This window comes from Paenibacillus lycopersici, assembly GCF_010119935.1.
In the GTDB taxonomy this organism is placed as follows: Bacteria; Bacillota; Bacilli; order Paenibacillales; family Paenibacillaceae; genus Paenibacillus_Z; species Paenibacillus_Z lycopersici.
Genome location: NZ_CP048209.1, coordinates 5629742 through 5654262 on the forward strand (window position 1 = coordinate 5629742; position 24521 = coordinate 5654262).

Here is a 24521-nt window from a genome sequence, read left to right on the forward strand (position 1 = left end):
ATTCTCCGATTTCCATCTAGATTAACAACCGTTCCTTCCACCGCTGGTCCCTCAATAATGGCGTAAGTTAAATAATTCCACATGCAATTCTAATACCCTGCCCGTTACTTCAATGAAAAAGCAGACCATTGTTAGTGATCTGCTCTACTCAGCTATCGTTTCCCCCGTTAATTCAACGACTTATAGCTCTCGAAGATAACGCACTTCTTCTGATACCTCTTTGAAGCCAACGGAGTGATATAAGGATAACGCGGATTTGTTAGCCGTCTCAACTTGCAGTTCTGCGAACATGCACCCATGATCTTGGAGATAGATGAGCGCCTGAGTAAGTAGATGCTTTGCAATCCCTTGTTTTCGCCAAGGCGCTCTGACAAGTACATCTTCAATGATTCCATCTCCATCTTCATCTATCCACGTCATTACGCTTCCTACTAGGGCAGCATTCTCTCTTGCAACAAAAGCGGTCCACGCCGAATGTTTCTGATTCTCTTTTAACCGCTTGATCCCAATTGGTGCATCCGGCCAAATTTCCATATCGATTTTCAAATATTCATTTATGCTTTCCTCCGAAGCCAAGTCCCATTGCATGCAACGGTAGGGTGCAGTTAGAACGGAGTGTTCGCTCGGCTCGGATAAGTTTCTACGCATCGTATATAAGCTCTTCCCGTATTCGAACCCCTTCGATTTAAAATAGTTGTTGTTATGTTCTTCAGTCGACTGATTCCCAATGCAGATCATCGTTCGATATTCATTAGGTAATCTTTCCTTCAACTGATATGCCCTAATTAACAATTGCTCGTAGAGGAGATCATAGATGTGGTAGTCGTCTTCTCTGTCCGGAAGGGTCTTTAAATTAAAGTAAATATGATGCTTGCGTTCTATGGGGCTGCCTAGCGGTATTATGGAAATAACACTAACTTGCCCCTTGGCTATAATTTGATCTCCCTCCGTCGCAATGAACACATTCTCCCAGTTTTCTTCTTCTCCAACCCACCAGAAAACGGCGCTGCCCTTAGCGGTAACGGCGTGGTACAACTCACCCGTTTGCTGAAAATCGTCCTTTGTAAATCTACGGATTTCAATTTCGCTCAAATCACAAACACCACCGTTTTTTATAAATTATTCCAAAAGCGCAACAGAATTATTTTAACATCTTATTAATCCTTCGTCTGGTAATGAATGATTATAAGCAACCCGGCATTCATACTCCCGCTCCTTGCCTGCGCAAAGGACTACAAGACATACTCCGCGTATACCTCACCGGAAGGGTGGATCTTCCCTGTCTCAACAAAGCCTAGGGATAGATACAGCTTTCTCGCGATCGCGTTGTCCGGATTATAGGTAAGTTCAACGACCCTGGCTTTTCCATGCGTTGATGCTTTGGAGTATGCTATCGCTTTAATCGTCGCTTCCTTGCCATACCCATTGCCTTGGTAGCGCCTATCGATCATGATTTTGAAAATCCCATAGCTGCTGTATTCGAATTTCCCGTTTCCATCGTCGTAGTACATCATTATAAACCCGACCATCTTCTCGTCTTTATATATCGCAAATGTAATTCCCGAAGCTCAATTCTATTTTCAATGTATATTTCAACTGAACACCGGATTCGCTCCCATGACCAACCTGCGGTAGGTTCCATCCTTCTGTATTAAACGATCATGAGAGCCATATTCTGCGACGCGTCCGTTGTCCATGACGAAGATCATGTCGGCATTCTCTACGGTCGACAGCCTGTGCGCGATCACGATCGTGGTGCGGCCTGCCCGGGCGGCATCAAGGTCGGCCATCAATTTCCGCTCTGTTTCCAGATCCAAAGCGGACGTCGCTTCATCCAGGATCAAGATTTCCGGATCTCCCAGAATGGATCTGGCGATCGCGAGCCTCTGGCGCTGGCCCCCGGACAAGGTTATCCCTCGTTCGCCAAGTACGGTATCATAACCGCGAGGCATGGCCATGATCGTCTCGTGGATCTGTGCTGTCTTGCATGCCGCAAGCATTTCAGCATCCGTAAAGCTTCTCCCGAGCAGTAAATTGGTACGAATGGAATCCGGAAATAAGTAAGGCTCTTGGAATACGATCGAGATGCGTGCCATCCAATCCTGTCTGTGAATTTCATCAAGCGGCATACCATTAACGAAGAGCCGGCCGCGGTCGGGGTCGTAGAAGCGAATCAATAATTGAGCAATTGTCGACTTCCCCCCTCCGCTCTCCCCGACAAAAGCTATTTTACCGCCGATCGGCATATTCGCATCCAAGCCATTCAACACTTGTTCCCGATCTTCGGAATAGCCGAAGTGAACGTCTTGGAAGAACAGGCTCTCGACCGGACCGTCCATTTTACGACTTCCCGACGCCACGTAGGAGCCCTCGTTCAACCATCGCCCCGCTCTCTCGACGGACACGACGGATTCGCCTAGTCCCTGTATCGTTTGGTAAACCCCATTGAAAGAATCAAGCAGCTGGGCAGTGAATTGATACACGATGACAAACATGCCGAGGGACAAGTCCCCATGCATAACCCCGTATCCGCCAAGACCTAGAACGATCAGCGTCGCGCCCCACTTTAACGGATCCGTCCAGAGGAGCTGCAGGTTCTTGATCTTGTTCTCATATAGCGCTTTCTCAAAGAACTTGCTAAATGCCGTCTCCATCTTCCGCCGCTCCCATGCTTCTCGATGGAATGCAATGACCTCCCTCGTGGAAGAAATGCCTTCTTCCAGATCGACGTTCATTTCCGAACGCTGTTCTTGGAGGGCATGTGCCGCCTGCTTGGTCCGGGGCAAGAAGCGCTTGCCAAGCCATACATAGGCCACGCCAAAAACCGAAACTGCCGCTAATATTATCCAATTGGCGTAACCGACCAACGCTGCCAGAAGGACGAGATTGAGCGAGTTCTCAATACCGTCCGGCAGTTTATAGGTAAGAATCTGCGAAGAGTTAACGAATGCGTCCAAGTCGGACGAGAGCTTGCCGACCCGCTCTTTATGGTACACCTTGGCGGGTATGCGGTGAATATGCTCCATGGCATGCTTGCGGAGCGAGATCTTCAACTTCGAGTCCACTCGCTCGAACAACATGTCCTTCGCGACCCATGAAGCGAGATACGCAGCTGCAATGATGCCGAATAGCAGCAGAAAGCGACCGAATTGATCATACTCCCCTTTGACGAACACATTATCCACGAGAAACTTTTGAATGCCGGTCATCAGTAAGTTCGTGACAATCGAGATTAGTAGTAGAAGAAGGGCAAGCATGTACATGTTCCGAAACGGTTTAAGAAACGTTCTGATCCATTTCACGCCTTTCATGCTCCCGCTCCTCCTCTCCAAGCACCAGCAGACCGAACAATCCATTCGCCCGCATAAGCTCATCGTATGTCCCCATCTCGGCAATCCTTCCTTGGTCCATCACGACAATGAGGTCGTAGTGACGGATCGTCGAGATGCGATGAGCGACCGTTAACGTTGTTCTACCGAGCAGAAGTCTGTCCAAGGCTTGCATGACATCGGATTCGGTCTGACTATCAAGCGCGGAGGTCGCTTCGTCGAGCACGACAATTGCAGGGTTCTTAATTAACATTCTTGCAATCGCGATTCGCTGCTTCTGACCGCCGGAAAGCTTGTTTCCTCGCTCTCCTACTAACGTATCGTAGCCGTTAGGCAGCTCCATAATGAAATCATGGGCGCTGGCTGCCCGCGCTGCCGCCTCGACCTCGTCATCCGTTGCTTCCGGGTTTCCAAACCGGATATTGTCGCTAATGGATGCTCCGAACAAGTACGTTTCTTGAAAAACGAAACCGACTGCCTCTCTCAGTTGGCCTATCGATAAACGCTGAATCGGCGTATCATCCAATAAGATTTCACCCGCTCGAGGATCGTAGAATCGACTCACCAGTTTGGTCAAGGTAGACTTTCCGTTACCGCTTGTCCCTACGATGGCCACGCGTTGCCCAGGCGACAGAGCCAGATCGAAACCGCGAAGGATGTTTTCCTCTCTGCCATATCCAAAATGTACGTTTCGGAACTCGAGTCCGCCTTGGATCGCAGACAATGCTGCGGGCTTAAGTAATTCGATAACTTCCGGCTTCAGTTTCATGAAACGGTATAGCGCCTCCGCCTTATGAACGAGCACTTTCTGCTCGGACAGCAGCGTGACGACCGTCGTCATGGTGAACATCGAGCGGAAATACAGGAGCAGGAAGGCGATGAACTCGCCTACGCTGACCATGTTTCCTTGAATGAGCTGGAAGCCGTACACAAACAACAGAATTGCGCCTCCGTAGACGGAGATACGTCTTAAGATGGCTCTGATATTAATGTAAATAAAATGCATGAACAGATGATGGGAAGCTCTTTCGTTCGTTTCCAGGCTTCGACGGATATCCCAGTTCTCCGCCGCATGGACACGAAGCTCAAGCGATGCCGACAAACTGTCATATTGTTTTTTGCCGAGCTCCTTAAATTCATCCATACTGGATCGTATGTAGAGAACGGCCTTCTTCTCGAAATAGGGCGCGGAGAAATAATAAAGCAGAATACAAGGCACGAAGAGCAGGGATAACCGCGGGCTAATGGTCATCAAGTAGCCCACGGTAATGACCAGCATCATCACGTTCTGTACAATAGAAGGGAAATAGCGTCTGTAGATTTCATGAATAGCGGGGATTTCCGTGTTGAAGAACGTTAACGTCTCTCCGACCGAGTGTCGTTCGTAGTAAGGAAAGCCAAGCTGGCGTAGCTGTGCAAATACCGCCTGCTGAAGGTCTCTTGAGGTTTTCTCCTGGATGATTAGCCCGAGCGTGTTTTTTCGGTTATTCGCGATGATCATCGCGGCAAGCAGGACAAGCAGGACGGCAAGCACGGAATAAAATAAAGCGAGATTTCGTTCCGGCAGCACCGTATCAATGAATACCTGAATGCATTTGGGAACGGCGACTAAGATCAAACTGCCGAGGATGCCTAGCATCAAGTACCCGATGAACAGCCCCCTATACGGCTTCATATAGGATAAACACCAGGCATAAACAATTCTGAAGCTATAATTGGTCTGTTGCGGATCTTCTTCCATATTAGCCCCCCTATACGATTCAAGCGATTCCATATATAGGGAAATATATCACTAAAAGAGGCGGGTGTATACGGATATAAAATGCCTTTGCGCCCCTGCAGACCAAGGACGTCGACCCGCCGCGTGGAGTAGGATGTTACCTGTTGCCGGGCCTTCTTGAATCACGATCGATTCCTCTCGCTAACCAACCAAGTCTTGGCCTCTTCAGGATCGGAATAAAAGGATATGAGATGCTTGAATCCCGCTTTCCTTATTCTCCTTTTGATTCTCCATTCATCCCACCTGGATAAGCCCACGAACGATAATTTCTCGATATAATCATTTATATTCGTAAGATTATTGATAATCTCATGAAGTACTCGATCCGTAATTGAAGTTTTGTACATATCAATCCATATTTTTAATTTCTTGTTCGTTTCCATAATGAATGCTTCCTCAAGTTTCATTAATTCAAATAGTTTCGCTTCGTCAGAGTAATGATTGCCATATTTAAGACAATGGATTTCCCCGCCTTTGTAGTAATATGGAAAAATCGAGCCGCCTGGCGATTTCATGCTACGTCACTCCATTCGCTTGAAATGTGCGCAAATATGAAAATCAATTTAATTACACTCTTCAGCCAGGAGAGCATAGATGAGGGTATCGGTAAATAAGCTGCCAAAAGCGTATGCCCTTAACAGGCCCTCTTTCTTAAAATCCAATTTTTCCAATAGTCTTATCGACGCTTTATTTTCAGGCATCGCCATAGCTTGAATCCGATGCAATCCTAATTGATGAAACCCGAAAGGGAGTATAGCTCCTAAAGCCTCAATCATGATCCCCTTGTTCCATTGTTCTGCAGACAGGTTATAACTGACATTTGCCATCGATCCTCTAACAAAGCTCCCTAGTATGCACGTGCCGCAAATCTGATTGGTTTCCTTGAAGGCTATGCCCCACACAATCATTTCTTTTCTTTTAAAAGCATTCCGAAAGCGCACAAAGGTGCTTGCGACCGTTTTTATATCTTTGGGACAATCATACCCCCAAAACCTTGTTACCTCCTGGTCAGAAAAGTAAGTATAGTAATCTTCCGCATCATCTGGTTGAAGCTCTCGCAATACTAATCGTTCTGTCTCCATCATAGGGAATTCTTGAAACGACTCGTTGAAACGCATATGTTAGCCTCCTAAAAAAACCGTATTAGAGAGAGTTCCACAATCATCCTGTTCATCCTTCTTTCGGGATTTCATATTGGATGACGGAGCATCGCTTTGTGCGGACCTTGTAGTGTAAAGAAGGCTGCTGAAACAAGAGTTCCGCAGCCCTCAAGCTATAGTTCTCTAACAAGCTGGATTAGATTAAGCGAGCGCTTGAACGATCCAGATTCACTTCTTCGTACGCGGCCCTAATCGGGTACGCTTGTACAGCATCATCCATAGCTGCGCGGCGATAAAGATCGAGGAATACGTGCCGCACGTAAGACCGAACAGCAGCGCAAGCGAGAACAGCCTTATGCTCTCCCCGCCCATAACGAACAAAGCCAAGGCGGCGAAGAAGACGGTAAGCACCGTGAACACGGAACGCCGCATCGTCTGCCATAAACTTGTATTGACGAGCCGTTCCAGCTGCTCCGCGGTTGCGGGCCGTTCCTTCCGCATATGACTGCGGATCCGGTCGAAAATCACGATCGTATCGTTAAGCGAATACCCGATAATCGTCAAGATCGCGGCGATGAAGGTCAGATCGACCTCAAGCCCGAATAGGGAGAATAGCGCGATCGGGATCAAAATATCATGAGCGAGCGCGATGATGCATGCAATGCCGAACAAATAATGAAATCGAAGTGCCGTGTACAGCACGATCGCACCGGCGGCCATCAGAACGGCGTAACCGGCCTTCTTCACGGTTTCGTCGGCGATGACGGGATTGACCGTCGATTCCTGCCCGGTCACCTGCTCCCCGTACAGCTGCCGCAGCTTGTCCTCGATCGAGTCGATCTGTGAGGAAGACAACGCGCTGCCGAACGTCGTAACGGCGGAGGAACCGCTGCCGGAACCCGCCTTAACGATGGGCTTCATGTCAACGGACGGTACGACTTCTTGAATTGCCGCCGCGATGTCCGCGGCTTCGAACCGCGCTCCAATGGTCAGCTCCAGCCTTGTCCCCGACTTGAAATCCACCCCGAGCTCCAGTCCTCTGAATAGTATCGCCGCCAATCCCAAGACGAGTATTAGCGCGGAGAGGCTCAAGAATCGCTTTCTGTGCTTGACGAGATTCGGATGCCGGACAGGTTTACTGGACTTGCCTCCATTGCGCACGCCGAACCAGCCGACGCTGCGGAGCGCATTTCTGCGAAGCAGCAGCCATAGGAATAGCCTCGAACCGTATACATTGGTGAGCAGACTGACGACGATTGTCATGGTCAGCACGATCGCAAAGCCTTTGACGGAGCCGTCGCCGAAAATCGTTAATAGAAGGGCGGCAATGAGCGTCGTCACATGCGCGTCGATAATCGTGGCCATGGAGGCGCGCGCACCGATGCGGCAGGCGGAGCGAAGGCTTTTCCCTTCCCGCAGCTCCTCTCTAATCTTCTCGTACGTAATAATATTCGCATCGACAGCCATGCCGATGGCGAGCACGAAACCGGCGATGCCGGACAACGTCAGCGACGCGTCCATCCAATCCAGCGCGAGCAGGCCGATGTAGGCGAAGCAGGCAATGGTCAGATTCGCTACCAGCCCCGCGAGCCGATAGACCGCAGCCATAAAAACGAGAATCGCCGCGGCCGCCATGCCGCCCGCAAGCAGCGTGCGATGCAGCGCCTCCTCTCCGAGGCTGGGCGAAATCGTATCGACCTGCAGCTCGATGAGTTGGGCGGGAAGCGAGCCGGCGTTCAACAGGTCCTTGAGCTCGGTCGCGGAATCCCGATCGCCGCTTGATATGGCGGAGACGCCATCGCTGACGACAGCTTGCACGACGGCTTCCGATACAACGTTGTCATCCAGCAGGAACGTAAGCGTCCTGCCCAGATTGTCCTGCGTGACCCGCTTTAGCTTCGCCGGATCTTTGAATTTGACAATGACCTCGGGGCGATTCAGTGCATCGAGCCCCGAATCCGCGCCGTTCGGCAGCAGATCGCCGCCATCCAGCACGACGTGATGCTGATCGTCTATAATGCTGAGATAGGCCGACTGGCTGATCAGCTTCCGCAGCTTCGTCTGATCGGCGTTGCCGGCAATCCGGACGCGAATCCGGTCGGCGCCTTCGATCGTCAGCTCCGGCTCGGACACCTTCGTCATGTTGACGCGTTTCTCGATCATTCGTTCGGTCGCGAGCAGCAGAGGCTTCGTCGCTTGCTGTTCGGAATCGATCGGCTTCACTTGATAGAGGATGTCGAAGCCGCCCTTAAGATCGAGGCCCAGCTTCAAATTGCCGACGATATGCGGCAGCGTCGATGTCATCAGCGCCAGCACGAAAAGAACCATCACTATGAACGGCAGCACGCTTTTTATGGTTTTGGACAATTCGAATTCTCCCTTTCATTCTATAGAATCATAGAGGAACAGGGAGCAAGCTCATATAGCGGGATTGAAAACGAACGGGGTTGAGGACATAGAGCACTTTGAGGATTTGCACGGGAGAACGGAAGTAGAACTTCAGCCTGACTTTGGGGGGATAGGAGGACGAGAGCAGAAGAAGAAATATAAACGATAATAAAACCTGCGACGCATGCTGGCCGTTCTTGGCTGCGCCAAATTCGATCGCACCCAAACTATAATCGTCGCCGCCCGCGGTAAACGCCGGCCCGGACGCATACTTGTAATCGGAGGCGGAATCGGCATGCAGCAGCGGACATAAGCAAGCCATGAGCAGGACCGCGACTGCGAGCGCGATAGAGATCCATTTTCTCATCGTAACACCTCCCTTCCGCATAGCGGGATTATAGCATACTTTCATGCAGAAGATAAGGAATACGGTAGTTACGAATAAGCAGAAGTTCATTCATGATAAGCTTTTTATCATTCTGATACTATGTCCTTCCAGTTCGTCTTCTGTATACCCTCGAGAGATATAGAATCCAACTGCATCAGACCAGTGGTGCATCGTTTTAAGCATGATTTTCGTATAGCCTCGAGCGCTTGCAATCTCCTCCAACGCATCGATCATTCGACTTGCATAGCCATTTCTTCTGTATGCTTGCTTGACAGACATACGTACGATTCTACCTGTGTTATCATTAACGGTTCTCAATGCCCCGCAACATACGACCTCGTCTCGTAATAAACCAACCAGAAAAATATTTTCCTGCTTGACGTAGCTTTGCATGATATCGTTCAGGTCAGGATTAAGCGAGGTATCCAGGAAACCGAAATGTTCCTTTAATCCTTGAAGAATCACTTCTCTTGCTTGTGTTTGCGTATGTTCATTTACGCTTTGAATCCTTAATTCGTCCATGCATGTCGGTTTGTCTGCGTTACGCCGCATGGGCCGCATCTCTCCTTATATCCCCGTTTCGCCTATCTTGGAGCAGGCGGCTTATAGTCATAGTCCTGCAGCCTGCTCACTGTATATCATTCTCTTATGCCTGCATGACGCCCAGCGCAAGGAGCACCCAGCCGGCCATGAAACAAAGCCCGCCGAGCGGAGTTACGGGGCCGAGAAATCTGGCTCTCTTCACGCTCAGGACATACAGACTGCCCGAGAACAGCACGATTCCCGCGAACAGAAGCCAGCCCGCCGCCTTGATCATTCCGACATCCGGATTATGGGCAGCAAGCAGGCCGACCAGAATGATGCCTAATGCATGCGTGATATGATACTGTACGCCAACCTCATAAATCTTCAGCTTGTCGGGCGCCAGCTTGCTCTTCATGATATGCGCGCCGAAGGCGCCGATCGCCACCGCCAGCACCATCAAGATGCTGCCCAGCACTACGAATGTTTGCATAGCCTCATAACCTTCATTTCCTTATTTGATTTGCGGCTGATTACGACCGCTGCGTACATAACACAACAACCACGCTGACCACGATTAAGCAGCATAGAACAAAACCTGCGATTTTCCACGGGCTCCTTGGCACATAGCCGGTGACAAGCTTGGTTTCGCCGTTCACCATGTAGCGGTACGTTTTGTCCTTGTACCTGTAGCTCGCATTCCACACCGGCAGCAGAATATGCTTGTATGTCCGATCGGAATAGCTGGTGTCGATGTCCAGGTTGCGAATTTCATCTCCGCCGATCAGGCTCCTGATATCGCCTCGCAGCCGGGCGGTTATACGGGCCGCCGCCTGCTCCCATCCATCCTTCAACGAGACCGAATAACGTTCCGCCATGAATCCGCTCAAATATTCCGGTTTATAGGCGGTCAGCTGATCCAGCTGATAATCATGGAGCTTGTGGAGCAGCTCGCTGTCATATTGCCCGGAAGCCGGAATAAGCAGATCGTCAAAGAAATGCTCGTAGTTGCCGCTGGTCCAATGCCATACCGTATATCGGACATTTTCCGTGTACGTCTCGGTCTTACCGTTAACGGTGCGGGTTCGTATCTCCTGCCGGTAATGATACACGCCAACCTCAGCCCGGTACGAAGAGGCGGTCTGGGCATCATAGGTCCAGAACGGCACATAGATCCCGTTCAGATTGGACGCCACCGACTGTTTTTTGAATTCGTTTGGAATAAACCACTTTTTACGACGCCATGTCTGGAAGGCCTGCCCGGCTTGTTCCTTTGATACGCGGAACGGAATAACGAATTCCGGCCGGATGCTGTTCAGGCTGCCTTGCGACAGCACCTTGGGCGAACCGCAGAAGCCGCACACCGTCGCCGTCTGACGGGCAGGCAGCAGCATCTCGCCGCCGCAATTGTCGCATTTGATGACCTGCTGCTCCATGCCCCAATCCATCATAGCGGCGTCGCTCTCATCGGCCCAATTCAGCTCATGCTCGACCGGGGTTTCCCCCGGCCCCTCCGCAATCGGCTTCTCGTTGCCGCAATAGCGGCATTTCAGCATTTGGCTGGCGATATCGAACTCCATTTGCCCGCCGCAGGCCTGGCACGGGAACACGGCCGCTTGTTCTTCCCGCTCCGGATGCTCCTTATCTCCCATTGCGAATCATCCCCTACGCCTTCGTGCCGCAGCTGGAGCAAAACTTGGCTCCCGCAGCAAGCGGATTTCCGCATTCCGAACAGAAACGGCGCTCAGGGCGCGCTGTCCCGCACTCTACGCAAAATTTATCCTCCGCCTTCAGGCCGTGGCCGCATTGCTGGCATAATACGGCTTCGGCTTTCGCCGGCTCCGTTTCCTTCGCCGGAGGCTCCGGCGGTTTGGCGCCAGGCGCAGACATCATCTGATTCACCATTTGCCCCATCGCCATACCGGCTCCAAGCCCCGCTCCGGCGCCCGCCAGACCGCCCCCGGGGTTGTTCGCCGCTTCGCGAATCGATTCGGCCGTCTGAAACTTCAGGTATTGATCGAGATTGCCGGTAATATTCATCGAAGATTTGCGGTCGATGACCCGCTCGACTTCCTCCGGCAAGGAAATATTCTCAATGACGAATCCGGCCAGCGCAAGCCCCATCGCGCCAAACTTCGGTTCAAGCTTGGCAGCGGCCTGCTCGCTCAGTTCATCGTAATGCATGGCGAGATCGATGACGGGAATTGACGATTCGGCGAGCAGATCGCTGAGGCCGGATACGATCATCGTCTTGAAGAAGCCGTTCAGCTGCGCCGGACTATACGACTCCTGAGAGCCCAGAATCTCCCGCATAAACAAAGCCGGATCCTTAATCTTGAAGGAGTAATTGCCGAACCCCCGCGCGCGCACGATGCCGAATTCTTGATCCCGCATCATGACGGGATTGCTCGTGCCCCATTTCTGATCCGTCTGAATCGTCGTATTCATGAAGTAGACATCCGCTTTGAACGGGGAATTGAAATCGAATTTCCATGACTTCAGCGCCGTCAGCACCGGCATATTCTGCGTGTGAAGCTCATATCGGCCGGGCCCGAATACATCCGCGACCGTGCCCTCGTTCAAGAAGACCGCCGCCTGCCCTTCACGAACCGTCAGCTGTGCGCCCATCTTAATCGCATGATCGTATGCCGGGAAATGGTACACCAGCGAATCCGTATTCTCCACCCATTCAATGACTTCAATAAACTGGCCTTTAATAAATGAAAACAGTCCCATCCTCATCCTCCGTTCAACGATGCCGCCCCGCGGCTTCACATGATTCCTTATTATACGGCAAATTCACTCGACCCGCGATTAACCATTCGATGAAACAATGAATTGAACGACTCCAACCGCAATCAGCGTAAGTACGACAACAACAATAAACCTGATTGTGAAATTGATTATCCTAGAAGAATGAGGTCTCCGATGGAGTTGATTTTCGATGCTGGCCAAACGTTCCTTAAGCTCTTGGATCTCTTTATCGCGTTCCATGGCGAAGCTCCTTTCGTCACTTTAAGGCGTGAAGCAACCCGGTGTTTAGAGGAAGAACGACCCGGCTCCTCATTGTTTACGGAGCCGAAGCAAGAATGTTGCACAAACCTGCCCGTTGAACCGCAGCCGATCATATCATAAGGCTGCCCCGGGTACTGAACCAGGACAACCTTCGTCTAGCAGCAGCAATTAATATATGCTCATGATAGGCACGCATTTTCTTCCTGAAGGGTATTGTCCTCTAACGCAATTAGGAGCGCCGTTATCGCCACGTGCAGCGTCATGGACTCGTTTTTGCGGCTCAAATACGCAGCTTCGCCTTGCGTTAATTGCTTCAATTCCTCTTCTGCCAACGCTTGTTGACGACGCAAGGATTCAACAACCTGTTCAACCCTGAATCTTAAACGCAATTCGCTCCCAGTCTGTGCTTGTATACGAACATCGCTTATACGGAACGCTGCCTCTTCTCCTAGACGGTTGGAATGGTTAAGCCTGCTTGCTTGTTCTTCAGTCATCATTTAGTGCGAATCCCTCCCTTTCGACTCCAGCAGCCGTTCCACGACATCCCAATGGTTATGAAATTGACTGCAATCATAAAGGCCTTCCCGGTCATCCATGTACTTCCCATGAATATGATTGACGTAGAAATGATAATTATCATTGGAATCGGGGGCTTTATGGCCGATCCAATCCTGAATATCGATTTTATTCAATACCAGAACATGCAGCTCATGGTGAAAGTCCTTTACGACAAAAAAGTATAGCTCGTATTTGTCCAATAAACTTCTATTGATGGTGAACCATCCTGAAGCGTAGCCTTCTTTTTCCCGAAAGGATTTGGATGTGCGAATCAATATCCGATCAATGGTATTCGCTCCATCGGAAATCGTTAGCTTCCCTAGCGAGCGGCTGCCGTTGGTAAATTGCAACTGCGGATTCCGTTTGACCAGCTGGCGCTTGATATAATCGCGTACATCGTTAATGGATATTTTGTCAGGTTCAACATCGCCAGGAGGTTGAACAGGCTGTATGCGGTTTTTCAAATTTGCGACCTCCTCTTTTAAGAGGTCGATCTCGTTTTTCAGCGAGCCGATCAATGATAAGACTTTCATTTCAAACTCAGAATGCATACTGCCACCTCCCGCTTTACCAAAATATACGAACTACAATGCGTGCTGAACGGGCTTGTACGTGTTGATCGTGTCCGACTGTTTTCGCCAAACCAAGCAATGTCTATGTCGCGATTCCATCACATCGAGTTCAAACGCGCCTTTAAACCGATATAGAACATCGCCGAGCGGCCCCTTCACCCGAGCAAAAATAATTCTCCTATGCACGCCGCTCTCGATATGCTCGTCCATATGCTCGATTGCTCGAGCCGGATCCACGTGCTGCTCCGTAATTACCGATTCATCCGCCGAGATTTGATTATTCCACTCCCCATTCGGATAGAGTTTAGGGAACCAGATCAACGTATTGGCTTCAATCGGATGCCGGGCTCCTCCCCTGTAATGCGCCTTGTACTCATACCCGAAACAATTGCATGCATCCACGCTTTTTTGAAAAGCAACATTGTCTTTGAGATGTATATAGCCTTTCGCAATATAAGTCGCAGGATCATACTCCCTGGCCAAATCCCAGCATTCAAAATCATCGCCCAGCTGCGTAATCTTGCTCTTAATAATCTCGACAATCTCTTCTACCCTTGCATTAATCCCTTCCATTCCGCTTGAGATATCTACTCGCTCAATTTGATGATTGGTAATATGGATGATGTCCTGCTCTCGCAGTTCATCGGCTTCGACTTGTTTCTGATGATGAGGTTCATCGACTTCAATATGTAGACCGATTTGGGGAAAATACATATCCGTCAGGGCATATCCGCCATCGCCCTTGGAAACATATTGCTGCGTGATAAACTTCACGCCCGCATTATTCAGTCTGTGCCAGATCCGCGTAACTACATAATTCTCATAGGCTTTTCCGTTTGTTTTTCGAATCTGCCGCAAAATATAATCCAGTTTATCCATCTTCCCCGCCACCAGCCTTTGGATGTATTTTCCTGCTAAAAGGATGGTACCACAGAAATCATTTATAAACAAATGATTTTTATAAATATCATTATTTAATTTTCTGCAAGGTTCGATTATAACGCAAATGACCCGCAAGAGGGTCACTTTTTCCGAAGTGTCCATCGTACGGGTCACGGCTATACTTGATCAAGCCTCGAAGACGATCGCTGTTGATTGAACGCATATTCACCGAGGGAGACTACACTACGCTTTTTTCCGAGCCGTGACAATGGGCTGGTAATAGCCTGATTCCGATGGCATCGCCCATTCGATATCCACAAACCCCGCCGTACTCAACATATGATTGAATTCATCCCTTACTAAAGCCCGGTAGCTCGTTTTGTTATGCTTTGTTATCCATTGCCCATTCACTTCTTGTACTATAAAATGGTTTGTCTGATACGTTTTCGCGTCATCTGCCCAATCCCACACCTGAAATACGATTCGTTTGCCCTTCTCGAAAACGCGAGGCTCCGTAGCTCTAGGCTTTTCTTTCAACAACTCATCATAATCCCTGATCGTAACGAGAAGCATGCCATCATTGTTAACTTTTGCATACATGCTGCTTACAGCCGCACTTAAATCTTCGTCTGTCAGCAGGTGGGGGACTGCATTGTCCGCGGAAAGAACGACATCGTACGTTCCGGGAACAGCTTTTTCCAATGAACGAAAATCAGCAACCCCAAAGTTTATTCGAACCCCGAAAGACTCGGCCTCTTTCGCTGCTCTCTTGATTGATTCCGGACTCAGGTCGGTACCCGTTACTATGAATCCGTGTTGAGCCAACCCTATTGCTTGCGTGCCGATACCGCAGGAACAGTCTAGAAGCGAGACATCCGCTTTGCCGACGCTTGCGAGCTTCGAATGGATGAACTTGCTCAAAGCCTCGCCTTGCCAAGATACGGCATGATGCCAATCAACGAAAATATGATGGTAATCCTTAGCCAGATCATCATAAAAATTCAGAACGGACTCATCCATTATATTCGCCGCCTTCCTCATTTCAACCGAATCGCGAATCACTTCCGTGATCATACACGCCTGAAACCAAGCCGCGCTCCAATCCGTCGCTGTCTTCTCCTTCTATTCTCCGCCGTCCCTTGCCGCTCCTGCATGTTCTCCGCCTTTCTTCGCTCCAACACGAGTGCAAGTTGTAATTCAGCCGCTCGTAAGCGGCTCGATATTTACTGCGCATACCTTGAAGCCAGGCATCCGGCAGGTCGGATCGAGCGCCTGATTCGTAATTTTATTCACGCATTGGGAATCGCCCCAATGCATCGGTACGAATACGGTATCCTGCCGGATATCTGTCGTCACCTTGCCGCGAACGACAATGCTGCCGCGGCGCGAAGTTATCCGCACCAGCTCGCCATCCGAGATTCGGAAGGATCTAGCCGTCTTCGGATGCATCTCCACGAACGATTCCACATCACGGGCCGCCAAGGAGTGACTGCGGCGCGTCTGTACACCGGTCAAGTACTGCGACAGCACGCGGCCTGTCGTCAGATACAGCGGGTACGTCTCATCCGTCAACTCGGCCGGCATATGATTGTCGACCGGAACAAGCTCCGCTTTGCCATCCGCATGGGCGAATTGCCGTTCGAACATCCGGCCAGTATTCGCTTCGCCCGGGGACGGACAAGGCCAGTAGACCCCTTCTTCCAAGCGAAGCCGCTCATATGTAATCCCGTAGTAATCGGCGATGCCGCCCTGGCTTGCGACGCGCAGCTCTTCAAAAACAGCTTCCGCATCGTCAAATTCAAAATACTGCCCGCGACCCAGCCGGTTTGCAATATCACACAGAATTCGCCAGTCGTCACGCGACTCGCCGAGCGCCGGACGGCTCGCTTCGCGCAGCAGCACACGTCCCTCCAGATTCGTCAGGGTCCCGGTATTCTCCATATAGGAAGTGACGGGGATGACGAGGTCGGCCAGACGAGCCGTCTCTGACATGAACATATCTGCAACAACGAGGAAATCGAGCTTGCGCAGCCCTTCTTCGACAAAGTTGGCGTTCGGATTCGATACGACCGGGTTTGAACCCATCACGAGCATGCCCCGAATCTCCTGCGCATGCACCTTCTCCATCATCTCATACGCGGATACGCCTTTCCCAGGCAGCTCCTCCGGCTCAAGATTCCATACTTTCGCGATATGCGCGCGGTCGGCCGGGTTCTCGATCAATCGGTAGCCCGGCAGCTGGTCGGCTTTCTGCCCGTGTTCGCGTCCGCCTTGCCCGTTGCCCTGACCGGTCACAGCGCCATACCCGGAGCCAGGTTTGCCGATCTGGCCGGTCATGAGCACCATATTGAGGAAGCTGCGCACTGCCATGTAACCATCCGTCTGCTGTTCAACGCCGCGTGCGGTGAATACCATTGCCGTACTCGACTTTCCGTACGCGATAGCGGCTGCGCGGATGTTTGCAACCGATACCCCCGTCAGCTGAGCAATCTCTTCCAGATCAAGCGCATCAAGGTGCTCCTTCAGTTCCGCGAAGCCTTTCGTCCGCCCATGCACGAACGCTTCATCAAGCAGCCCTTCCTCAAGCAGCACCTTCTGTAACCCATTCGCGAGCGCGGCATCCATGCCCGGCTTCACCTTCAGATGCAAATCGGAGATCCGAGTCGTTCCCGTCTCGCGCGGATCGATCGCGATAATGAAGGCGCCGTTCTCTTTCGCTCTTGTAAAATAAGGCATGAGCGTCGGCTGACACTCCGCGATGTTCGTTCCGGCGAGAATGATGCATTTGGCCAAAGGAATATCGGACAGCGGATTGGTCAGCCCCCGATCGATGCCGAACGTCTTGTTGCCGGCCGAAGCAGCGGCAGACATGCAGAACCGCCCGTTATAATCGATATATTTGCTCCGCAGCGCAACGCGTGCGAACTTGCCGAGCAAATAAGCCGATTCGTTCGTCAGCGAGCCGCCGCCGTACACCCCGACCGTATCGCGGCCGAATTGCTCCTGCAGCATGGTGAACTGCCGGCCGATGAGCTCGAGTGCATGCCCCCAGGAGATCGGAACGAAGCGCTCTCCTTCTCTGCGCATCGGCACTGTCAGCCGTTCCCGGTGAAGGGAATGCTGATAAGCATTCATCCCTTTAATGCAGAGCCGCCCTTCGGAAGCCTTGTTCGGCTTCGGCTCGACGGTATAGACCGGTCTTACGGCTCCCGGCTCCCAGCGCTCCGTTACCACCGCCTTGCACTGAACGCTGCAGAACGGGCACTGTGTATCCATTACTTTCAAGACAGGAGCCTCGCCACTCAGCTGATTCTGCCGCTGCATCATGTTCATTGCCATTTCCTCCCGTTCAATAGGCAGCTGCCGGTTATTAACATTAGATTGATCCGCTTAACGCTTCAGCTATAGGGCTCATATGTTCCGCGACAGGCACATTCGCCAGCAGCCGATTTCGAAAATCGCCATTGAATAGTCCTTCACGGAGCGGAATAAGGCCTATCCGATCCATCCACTGCCATGCATATTCGCCATACTCCGCCTCTTCGCGGTACCAGAGCGCGAAAGCGGCCGCGATGTCGATCGCCTCTTCGTCGCCGCAGCATACGCCGATCAGCTGCGGCGCCCGCAGCTCCTTGACCCGGCTGCCGCCGGCGTAAATCTCCCAGCCTGCCGGCGTACCAACAATTCCGAGGTCGGCTGTCAGCGTTCCTGCGCGATGCATCGGACTGCCGGACACCGCCGCTGTAAATTCAGCCGGGAAGGCAAAACCTTCGAGCATCCATTCCAGCCGTGCGCCCATCTCCACCGAATCGCGCCATGCCCCCGAATCATACTTCGGAACTGCACCGGTAATGACTGTTCCAAGCGGCTTGCCGTAACGCGATACCGCCAGCGGCATTGCCAGCGCCGCACCGACGGCGGCAACCTGCCCGGCGGCAATTCCCTGCAAATCCAGGCCGCCCGCGCTCGTCAGCTTCACATGCGGGATGCTGAAACGATCCACGACTTCGGCAATGCGTCGCAGCTGATCTGCAGTCGTAAGTCCGCCGTACATGCGCGGCATGATCGAGTATGTGCCGTCAGCTAGCTGCGAGAACGCAAGGCTTGCGCCGCTATGCTCCGAATCAGTACCGGACGAATTCTCAGCCTTCCGTAAGAAAGCCGTAACCCCCATATAATAAGATACAGCTGCTTGACATACGCCGCAGCCGTTCTCCGTCTGCCAGCCGAGCGAACGTCTTACCGCAGCCGCATCCTTCTCGCTGCTGCGGACAATCGCCTCGCGAAGCTCGCTGTGGCTTAGATTGGAACAGCCGCAGACCGTTACCTTCGGCGGCTCCGGCTGTTCTTCGTTCGCAAGCGCATAATCCAGAATCGAGCACACGCGCGGTTTGCAGCCGCCGCATGAACTGGAAGCTTTCGTGCAGCCGCGCACTTGCTCGAACGTCTCCAGACCGTTCTCGCGGATTGCCGATACGATTTCGCCTTTGCTTACGCCATTGCAGGAACAAACGGTATCTTTGTCGGACATGGCGGCGATCGCCGCCATATCCGCTCCGCCACCCGAACCTTGCGCGGCATCCTGCTCTAATAGGACCGCATCCGCTTGCTGCTTAATATAACCGAGCAGCTTCCCGCCTTCTGCGCTGTCCCCGAACAGGACCGCGCCGACGACTTTGCTGTCTTTGACGAAAACCCGCTTATACGTTCCTTTGATTCCATTGGACAATTTATAAGATGCATCTGTCGCGCTGTCGCGGATCTCGCCGGCCGAGAATACATCTACGCCCGATACTTTCAGATGGGAAGCGAGGATAGAGCCCCCGTACCCTTCCGTCTCCCTGCCGCAGATGTGCCTGGCAAGCACTTTCCCCTGCTCATATAGCGGAGATACCATCCCGTAAACCATGCCGCGATGCTCTGCGCACTCCCCAACCGCATACACGTCCTTGATGTTCGTCTGCATATAATCGTTGACGAGAATCGCTCTATCAATCTCAAGTCCGGCTTCAGCGGCCAGTCTGACGTTCGGGCGAACGCCGACCGCGATAACGACCAGATCCACGCTTATCGTCGTGCCGTCCTTGAACAGCAGCCCTTCGACCCGCTTCTTGCCGAGAATCTTCTCCGTATGCTTGGTCAACAGGAAATTCATCCCCTGCTTCTCCAGCTCCCTGCGCAGCATGCTCGACGCTTCGCGGTCCAGCTGACGCTCCATCAAATACTCGTTAATGTGGATGACGTCGACCTGCATGCCAAGATTGAGCAGGCCTCGCGCCGCCTCCAATCCAAGCAAGCCGCCGCCGATTACGGCAGCGCGGCGATACGTTTTGGAAGCCTCCAGCATGGTGTTGCAGTCTTTAATATCCCGGAATGCGGTAACGCCAGGCAAGTTGGCGCCAGGCAGCGGAAGCATGAACGGCAAGGAACCCGTGGCGACAAGAAGTTTATCGTACGGGGCGATAACCCCGCTGCTGCTGACCACCTGCTTGCGCTCGGTATCGACCCGGACAACGGGATCGCCGGCACGCAGCGTAATGCCGTTGTCTTTATACCACTGCCAATCGTTGATCGTAATGTCAGCCAGCTTCGTATCTCCCTGCAGTACCTTCGACAACATAATCCGGTTGTAGTTCGGATGCGGCTCGCTGCCGAAGATCGTCACCGAGAATTCGTCCGGTGCCAACTTCAGGATTTCCTCGACACATCGTACACCAGCCATACCATTACCTATGACAACGAGTTTCGTTTTCCTCATTATCGATCCCCTCCACGGTCCACACCAAAACATTCACCCTATCGCGGCATTCCCCTCTCGCTCTCTCGCTTTCGGAAACGCAGGGCGCTATGCCGCGCGAGTCGCCCCTTTCTCTATGGCAGGGCGTATGGTCCATGCATTGAAACCAAAGCATACGGCCGTAAAAACCGACAGCAAGACGAAGCCATTCACGTACGACCCGCTTGCGTCGTGAATGAATCCGAGCAGCATCGGCGGGAAGAAGCCGCCAAGGCCGCCCGCGGCGCCAACGATGCCAGTTACGGCACCCGTATCTTGCGGCGAAACCTCCGGTACCATTTTGAACACGGCACCATTACCGATGCCGAGGAACATTGCGCCGATCAGACAGCCCGTCGTGAACAGCGAGAGCCGTTCAAGCGACAATGTCATGAGGAATGCGGCGATTGCGAAACCGCTGAATACGACGGCCAGCACGCGGCGCGAGCCAATACGGTCCGCCCATAAGCCGCCGAGAGGACGAATGAGGGTCGCTAGCAGGACGAACACCGCCGTCCGAAAGCCCGCCTCCGTCGCCGAAAGCGCGAATTGCTCTTTCAGAAGCGTCGGCAGGTACACGCTGAATGCAACGAATCCGCCGAACGTCAGAAAGTAGAATAAAGAGAGCAGCCAAGTCGATTTCTTGCGGAGCACCGCCATGGACTGCTTGAAGTTTTTGACCGATGCCGGGTTAGGCAGATCTTTCCCCAGCAGCCAAAAGCCGATTGCCGCCGCGCCGATCATAATCGCCAGCATGCGGAACGTAGCGCTCAATCCCATCTGCGCATGCAGGACCGGAACGCCATAGCTTGCCGCTGCCGAGCCGAGATTCCCAAGCCCGGCAAGGCCAAGCACAAGACCTTGTTTCCGGGGAGGAAACCACCGGGAGACGTAGGTCAGCGAGATCGCAAAGGTCGAGCCGCCCATGCCTATGAACAGGGCGCAGAGCAGCAGGACCGAATAAGATGAAGCGAAGCTGGCTGCCAAGAGCGGCACGATCAAGAACAGCATCGTTGCGGAGAATACGCGCCTGCCGCCGTAGCGGTCGGCGTAGATGCCCATCGGGATGCGCATGACGGAACCGAGGAGCACCGGAGCTGCGACCAGTAAGCTCGCCTGGAAACCGTTCAGGCGGTACAGTTCCTTGAACGTGATGGCGAGCGGAGAAAACAGATTCCATATGACGAAGGACGCCGCCATGGCGATCGTCGATAACAGTAATGCCTGAATCGGTCTGTTCTTAGGTCTGTTCTTAGGCATGCTCATGGCTCCCCCCTTCTTGCTGCCCCCATCCAAACTAGGATGCGATCGTCTGCCCTTTCGGGAGGTGAAGCCAAACATCGCCGCTCTGCCCGTCGATCTCGAGCTGATAGGCCGTTACGCAACCTTCATCCGGCGCCTGAACGAGCCCGTTCTGAAGACTGATCTTCCAATCGTGCAGCGGACAAAATACGTGATGATCGCAAACAATGCCTTCCGAGAGCTTGCCGCCTTTGTGAGGGCAGCGGTTCTCGATTGCTTTCAGCTCGCCGCTGGTCAGTTTGAACACGGCGATCTCCAGCTCGCCGATCCGTACGACCCGCGCGCGTTTCTCGGCAATATCGGTTTCCTTGCCAATGTGGATTCTCTTCATCTCCCCAGGCTCCTTCTCTATGGACTTATCGCGCGGACACCGATATGTCTTCGCTCATTGGCGAAAATGTCTTCTTCAGTTCATCCTGCTCGATAATTTCTTTCCATGGATCCTTCGTCAAGCTGAGCGAGTGTTCGACGCGCGATACGAATGCCAGACGATCTTCCTGCTTCTTGAGCGCGTCCTTCACTGTATCAAGGCCGATGCGTTCCAGCCATTCGCTGGTCCGTTCATTGTATTTGCCCGTCTCGCGGTAATATTGGATGAAAGCGCCGCACCATTCCATGACCTCGTCCTCCGTCTTCACTTTGGTCAACAGATCGCTGCCGCGCAGCTTCGTTCCGCCGTTACCGGAAATATGCAGTTCCCAGCCGCCGTCGATCGCCACGACGCCGAAGTCTTTGATCGTTGCTTCCGCACAGTTGCGCGGGCAGCCCGAAACGGCCATTTTGAACTTAGCCGGCGTTGCCAGACGCTCGAACTTCTTCTCCATCTTGATGCCCATGCCCATCGCATCCTGCGTGCCGAAACGGCAGAAGGTTTCGCCGACGCAAGTCTTCACCGTGCGCAGCGTCTTGCCGTATGCATAACCCGAAGGCATATCGAGATCGGCCCACATCTTCGGCAAGTCTTCCTTCTTCACGCCAAGCAAGTCTATCCGCTGTCCGCCTGTCATCTTCACGAGCGGCACTTCATATTTAAGCGCGACGTTAGCGATCTTCTGCAGATCCGCTGGCGTCGTCACGCCGCCATACATTCGAGGCACGACTGAATACGTGCCGTCTTTTTGAATATTGGCGTGGTTGCGTTCGTTAACGAAACGAGATTCGCGCTCATCTTCATGCTCATCCGGCCACAGCATGCCCAAGTAATAATTGAGCGCCGGGCGGCACTTCGAGCAGCCTTCCGTATTCGACCAGCCAAGGACATTCATAACTTCCTTCGACGTCGTCAGATGCATATTCTTGATCGCTTCGACCACTTCGTCGCGGCCAAGCGTCGTACAACCGCAAATCCCTTCCTTTACCGTCTTCACGCCGTCCGCGCCAAGCACGTACGTCAGAACATCCCCCACGAGAGGTTTACAGCCGCCGCAGGAGCCGCCCGCTTTGGTGCATGCTTTAATTTCGTTAACGCTGCTGCAGCCTTTCTCGTTGACGGCATTCACGATCGCGCCTTTGGACACCCCGTTACAGCCGCAGACGATCTCGTCGTCCGGCATCTCTGCCGCCAGAGCCGCCCCGGATTTCCGAGCGCCGCCTCCGGATGAGCCGAGCAGCACTTCTTTCTCGCGTCCCGCAACGTCTTCACCGGTGCGGATCATTTTGAACAGACTCGAGCTGTCCGAGATATCGCCGAACAAGACGGCACCGATCACTTTGCCGCCATTAATGACGACCTTCTTGTATACCCCGCCAAAATCATCCTGCACGCGTACCGAACGAGTTCCCGGACGATCGTTGTACACGCCGGCGGAGAATACGTCAACGCCCGATACTTTCAGCTTCGTCGAGACGACCGAGCCGTGATAGCCATCCGTCTCGAGTCCCGCCAGCCGCTTCGCGATAACCGCACCTTGCTCGTACAGCGGCGCGACAAGGCCGTAACCGACTCCTCGGTGTTCGACACATTCGCCGACGGCATATACGTTCGGGAGATTCGTCTCCAGGAAGTCGTTTACGACGATCCCTTGGTTGATTGCAATGCCTGCTTGATGCGCCAAAGCAACGTTAGGCCGAATACCGACGGCCATGACGATCAGATCCGCCTCTTCTTCCGTGCCGTCCGTGAATCTCAGGCCCGATACGCGCTTCTTCCCGTAAATGCGTTCCGTATTTTTGTTAAGCAAGAACTTCATGCCCTGCTGCTCCAACTCGCTGCGCAGCATCGTCGATGCCGTTAGATCCAGCTGGCGCTCCATGATGTAAGAGTGCTTGTGCACGACCGTTACTTCCATGTTCAGGTTAAGCAGCCCGCGCGCCGCTTCCAGTCCGAGCAAGCCCCCGCCGATAACGACTGCTTTGCGGAATTTCTTCGCCGTCTCCATCATCGTCTCGCAATCTTTGATATCCCGGAATGCGATAACGCCCGGTTTGTCAGCGCCCGGAACGGGAAGGATGAACGCGTTGGAGCCTGTCGCAATGATCAGCTCGTCGTATGGAAGCTTAAGACCGTTATCTATACCGATCTGTTTACGATCGGAATCGATCGACGTCACCGTCCGCCCCGCGTGCAGCGTAAGGCGGTTCTCTTCATACCAGGACCATTCGTTAATGACGATGTCCTTCATATCGGCGTCCCCTGCCAGAACGGAGGACAGCAGGATCCGGTTATAGTTGGGGTGCGGCTCACTGCCGATGATCGTAATGTCATAAAGGTTCGGGGCCAGCTTCAGCAGCTGCTCGATGCAATTCACACCGGCCATTCCGTTTCCCACCAAAACAAGTTTCTTCTTCATGACACCCACTCCAATCTATTATCTAACATATTAATGTAAGGTTTATGAAAATAACTTAATCGCAACGTTAGAATCAGTTTTATATGTCATATTACCTCACATTCCATATTCATACTTTAA

General features: G+C 52.5%; 20 protein-coding genes. All 20 read right to left on the reverse strand.

Annotated features, from left to right (window positions below; translation table 11 throughout):
- Positions 1–180: 180 nt before the first annotated feature.
- Positions 181–1092 (reverse strand): GNAT family N-acetyltransferase, encoded by a 912-nt coding sequence (locus GXP70_RS24675; RefSeq protein ID WP_162359282.1) that lies wholly within the window; start codon positions 1090–1092, stop codon positions 181–183.
- 140 nt (positions 1093–1232) lie between these two features.
- A complete protein-coding gene (locus GXP70_RS24680; RefSeq protein ID WP_225442903.1) occupies positions 1233–1559 on the reverse strand; it encodes a GNAT family N-acetyltransferase in 327 nt (108 codons plus the stop codon).
- A 33-nt stretch (positions 1560–1592) separates the two neighbouring features.
- A complete protein-coding gene (locus tag GXP70_RS24685) occupies positions 1593–3311 on the reverse strand; it encodes an ABC transporter ATP-binding protein (protein ID WP_162359284.1) in 1719 nt (572 codons plus the stop codon).
- Positions 3277–5070, reverse strand: coding sequence for an ABC transporter ATP-binding protein (locus tag GXP70_RS24690; protein ID WP_162359285.1), 1794 nt, complete (start codon positions 5068–5070; stop codon positions 3277–3279). Before GXP70_RS24690 ends, GXP70_RS24685 begins: the two co-directional genes overlap by 35 nt.
- Positions 5071–5672: 602 nt before the next feature.
- Positions 5673–6227: a GNAT family N-acetyltransferase gene (locus tag GXP70_RS24695; RefSeq protein ID WP_162359286.1), complete on the reverse strand. Its 555-nt coding sequence runs from the start codon at positions 6225–6227 to the stop codon at positions 5673–5675.
- Positions 6228–6437: 210 nt separating this feature from the next.
- Complete coding sequence (gene secF, locus GXP70_RS24700) at positions 6438–8576, reverse strand: protein translocase subunit SecF (protein WP_162359287.1); 2139 nt, start codon at positions 8574–8576, stop codon at positions 6438–6440.
- Between the two features lie 28 nt (positions 8577–8604).
- On the reverse strand, positions 8605–8964 hold the full coding sequence (locus GXP70_RS24705) for a hypothetical protein (RefSeq protein ID WP_162359288.1): 360 nt from the start codon (positions 8962–8964) through the stop codon (positions 8605–8607).
- A 90-nt stretch (positions 8965–9054) separates the two neighbouring features.
- Complete coding sequence (locus GXP70_RS24710) at positions 9055–9537, reverse strand: GNAT family N-acetyltransferase (RefSeq protein ID WP_225442544.1); 483 nt, start codon at positions 9535–9537, stop codon at positions 9055–9057.
- Positions 9538–9631: 94 nt separating this feature from the next.
- A complete protein-coding gene (locus GXP70_RS24715) occupies positions 9632–10000 on the reverse strand; it encodes a DUF423 domain-containing protein (RefSeq protein ID WP_162359289.1) in 369 nt (122 codons plus the stop codon).
- Positions 10001–10040: 40 nt separating this feature from the next.
- On the reverse strand, positions 10041–11159 hold the full coding sequence (locus GXP70_RS24720; RefSeq protein WP_162359290.1) for a TFIIB-type zinc ribbon-containing protein: 1119 nt from the start codon (positions 11157–11159) through the stop codon (positions 10041–10043).
- Positions 11160–11172: 13 nt separating this feature from the next.
- Entirely contained in the window at positions 11173–12243 is a 1071-nt protein-coding gene (locus GXP70_RS24725; RefSeq protein ID WP_162359291.1) for an SPFH domain-containing protein, read from the reverse strand.
- Between the two features lie 458 nt (positions 12244–12701).
- Positions 12702–13019 (reverse strand): hypothetical protein, encoded by a 318-nt coding sequence (locus tag GXP70_RS24730; protein WP_162359292.1) that lies wholly within the window; start codon positions 13017–13019, stop codon positions 12702–12704.
- Complete coding sequence (locus GXP70_RS24735; RefSeq protein WP_162359293.1) at positions 13020–13631, reverse strand: hypothetical protein; 612 nt, start codon at positions 13629–13631, stop codon at positions 13020–13022. It abuts the gene before it with no gap.
- 33 nt (positions 13632–13664) lie between these two features.
- A complete protein-coding gene (locus tag GXP70_RS24740; RefSeq protein WP_225442545.1) occupies positions 13665–14696 on the reverse strand; it encodes an AbaSI family restriction endonuclease in 1032 nt (343 codons plus the stop codon).
- 81 nt (positions 14697–14777) lie between these two features.
- Positions 14778–15554, reverse strand: coding sequence for a class I SAM-dependent methyltransferase (locus GXP70_RS24745; RefSeq protein ID WP_162359294.1), 777 nt, complete (start codon positions 15552–15554; stop codon positions 14778–14780).
- Positions 15555–15731: 177 nt separating this feature from the next.
- Positions 15732–17861, reverse strand: coding sequence for an assimilatory nitrate reductase catalytic subunit NasC (gene nasC / locus GXP70_RS24750; protein WP_162360667.1), 2130 nt, complete (start codon positions 17859–17861; stop codon positions 15732–15734).
- 49 nt (positions 17862–17910) lie between these two features.
- The gene (gene nirB, locus GXP70_RS24755) at positions 17911–20220 is read right to left on the reverse strand and encodes a nitrite reductase large subunit NirB (protein ID WP_263864041.1); all 2310 of its coding nucleotides are present in this window, start codon (positions 20218–20220) and stop codon (positions 17911–17913) included.
- Between the two features lie 159 nt (positions 20221–20379).
- Entirely contained in the window at positions 20380–21570 is a 1191-nt protein-coding gene (locus GXP70_RS24760) for a nitrate/nitrite transporter (RefSeq protein WP_162359296.1), read from the reverse strand.
- A gap of 37 nt (positions 21571–21607) precedes the next feature.
- Positions 21608–21943 carry a nitrite reductase small subunit NirD gene (gene nirD, locus GXP70_RS24765; RefSeq protein ID WP_162359297.1) on the reverse strand — a complete coding sequence of 112 codons (336 nt, stop codon included), beginning with the start codon at positions 21941–21943 and terminating at the stop codon, positions 21608–21610.
- A gap of 25 nt (positions 21944–21968) precedes the next feature.
- Positions 21969–24401 (reverse strand): nitrite reductase large subunit NirB, encoded by a 2433-nt coding sequence (nirB, locus tag GXP70_RS24770; RefSeq protein WP_162359298.1) that lies wholly within the window; start codon positions 24399–24401, stop codon positions 21969–21971.
- Positions 24402–24521 lie beyond the last annotated feature (120 nt).

Coding starts and splice junctions, on each gene's coding strand:
- GXP70_RS24705 (WP_162359288.1), bottom strand. CDS start 8,964: ATGAGAAAATGGATCTCTATCGCGCTCGCAGTCGCGGTCCTGCTCATG.
- GXP70_RS24725 (WP_162359291.1), bottom strand. CDS start 12,243: ATGGGACTGTTTTCATTTATTAAAGGCCAGTTTATTGAAGTCATTGAA.
- GXP70_RS24760 (WP_162359296.1), bottom strand. CDS start 21,570: ATGCCTAAGAACAGACCTAAGAACAGACCGATTCAGGCATTACTGTTA.
- nirD (WP_162359297.1), bottom strand. CDS start 21,943: ATGAAGAGAATCCACATTGGCAAGGAAACCGATATTGCCGAGAAACGC.
- GXP70_RS24685 (WP_162359284.1), bottom strand. CDS start 3,311: ATGAAAGGCGTGAAATGGATCAGAACGTTTCTTAAACCGTTTCGGAAC.
- GXP70_RS24745 (WP_162359294.1), bottom strand. CDS start 15,554: ATGGATGAGTCCGTTCTGAATTTTTATGATGATCTGGCTAAGGATTAC.
- GXP70_RS24730 (WP_162359292.1), bottom strand. CDS start 13,019: ATGATGACTGAAGAACAAGCAAGCAGGCTTAACCATTCCAACCGTCTA.
- GXP70_RS24720 (WP_162359290.1), bottom strand. CDS start 11,159: ATGGGAGATAAGGAGCATCCGGAGCGGGAAGAACAAGCGGCCGTGTTC.
- GXP70_RS24690 (WP_162359285.1), bottom strand. CDS start 5,070: ATGGAAGAAGATCCGCAACAGACCAATTATAGCTTCAGAATTGTTTAT.
- GXP70_RS24715 (WP_162359289.1), bottom strand. CDS start 10,000: ATGCAAACATTCGTAGTGCTGGGCAGCATCTTGATGGTGCTGGCGGTG.
- nirB (WP_162359298.1), bottom strand. CDS start 24,401: ATGAAGAAGAAACTTGTTTTGGTGGGAAACGGAATGGCCGGTGTGAAT.
- nasC (WP_162360667.1), bottom strand. CDS start 17,861: ATGATGCAGCGGCAGAATCAGCTGAGTGGCGAGGCTCCTGTCTTGAAA.
- GXP70_RS24735 (WP_162359293.1), bottom strand. CDS start 13,631: ATGCATTCTGAGTTTGAAATGAAAGTCTTATCATTGATCGGCTCGCTG.
- GXP70_RS24710 (WP_225442544.1), bottom strand. CDS start 9,537: ATGCGGCGTAACGCAGACAAACCGACATGCATGGACGAATTAAGGATT.
- GXP70_RS24740 (WP_225442545.1), bottom strand. CDS start 14,696: ATGGACACTTCGGAAAAAGTGACCCTCTTGCGGGTCATTTGCGTTATA.
- GXP70_RS24695 (WP_162359286.1), bottom strand. CDS start 6,227: ATGCGTTTCAACGAGTCGTTTCAAGAATTCCCTATGATGGAGACAGAA.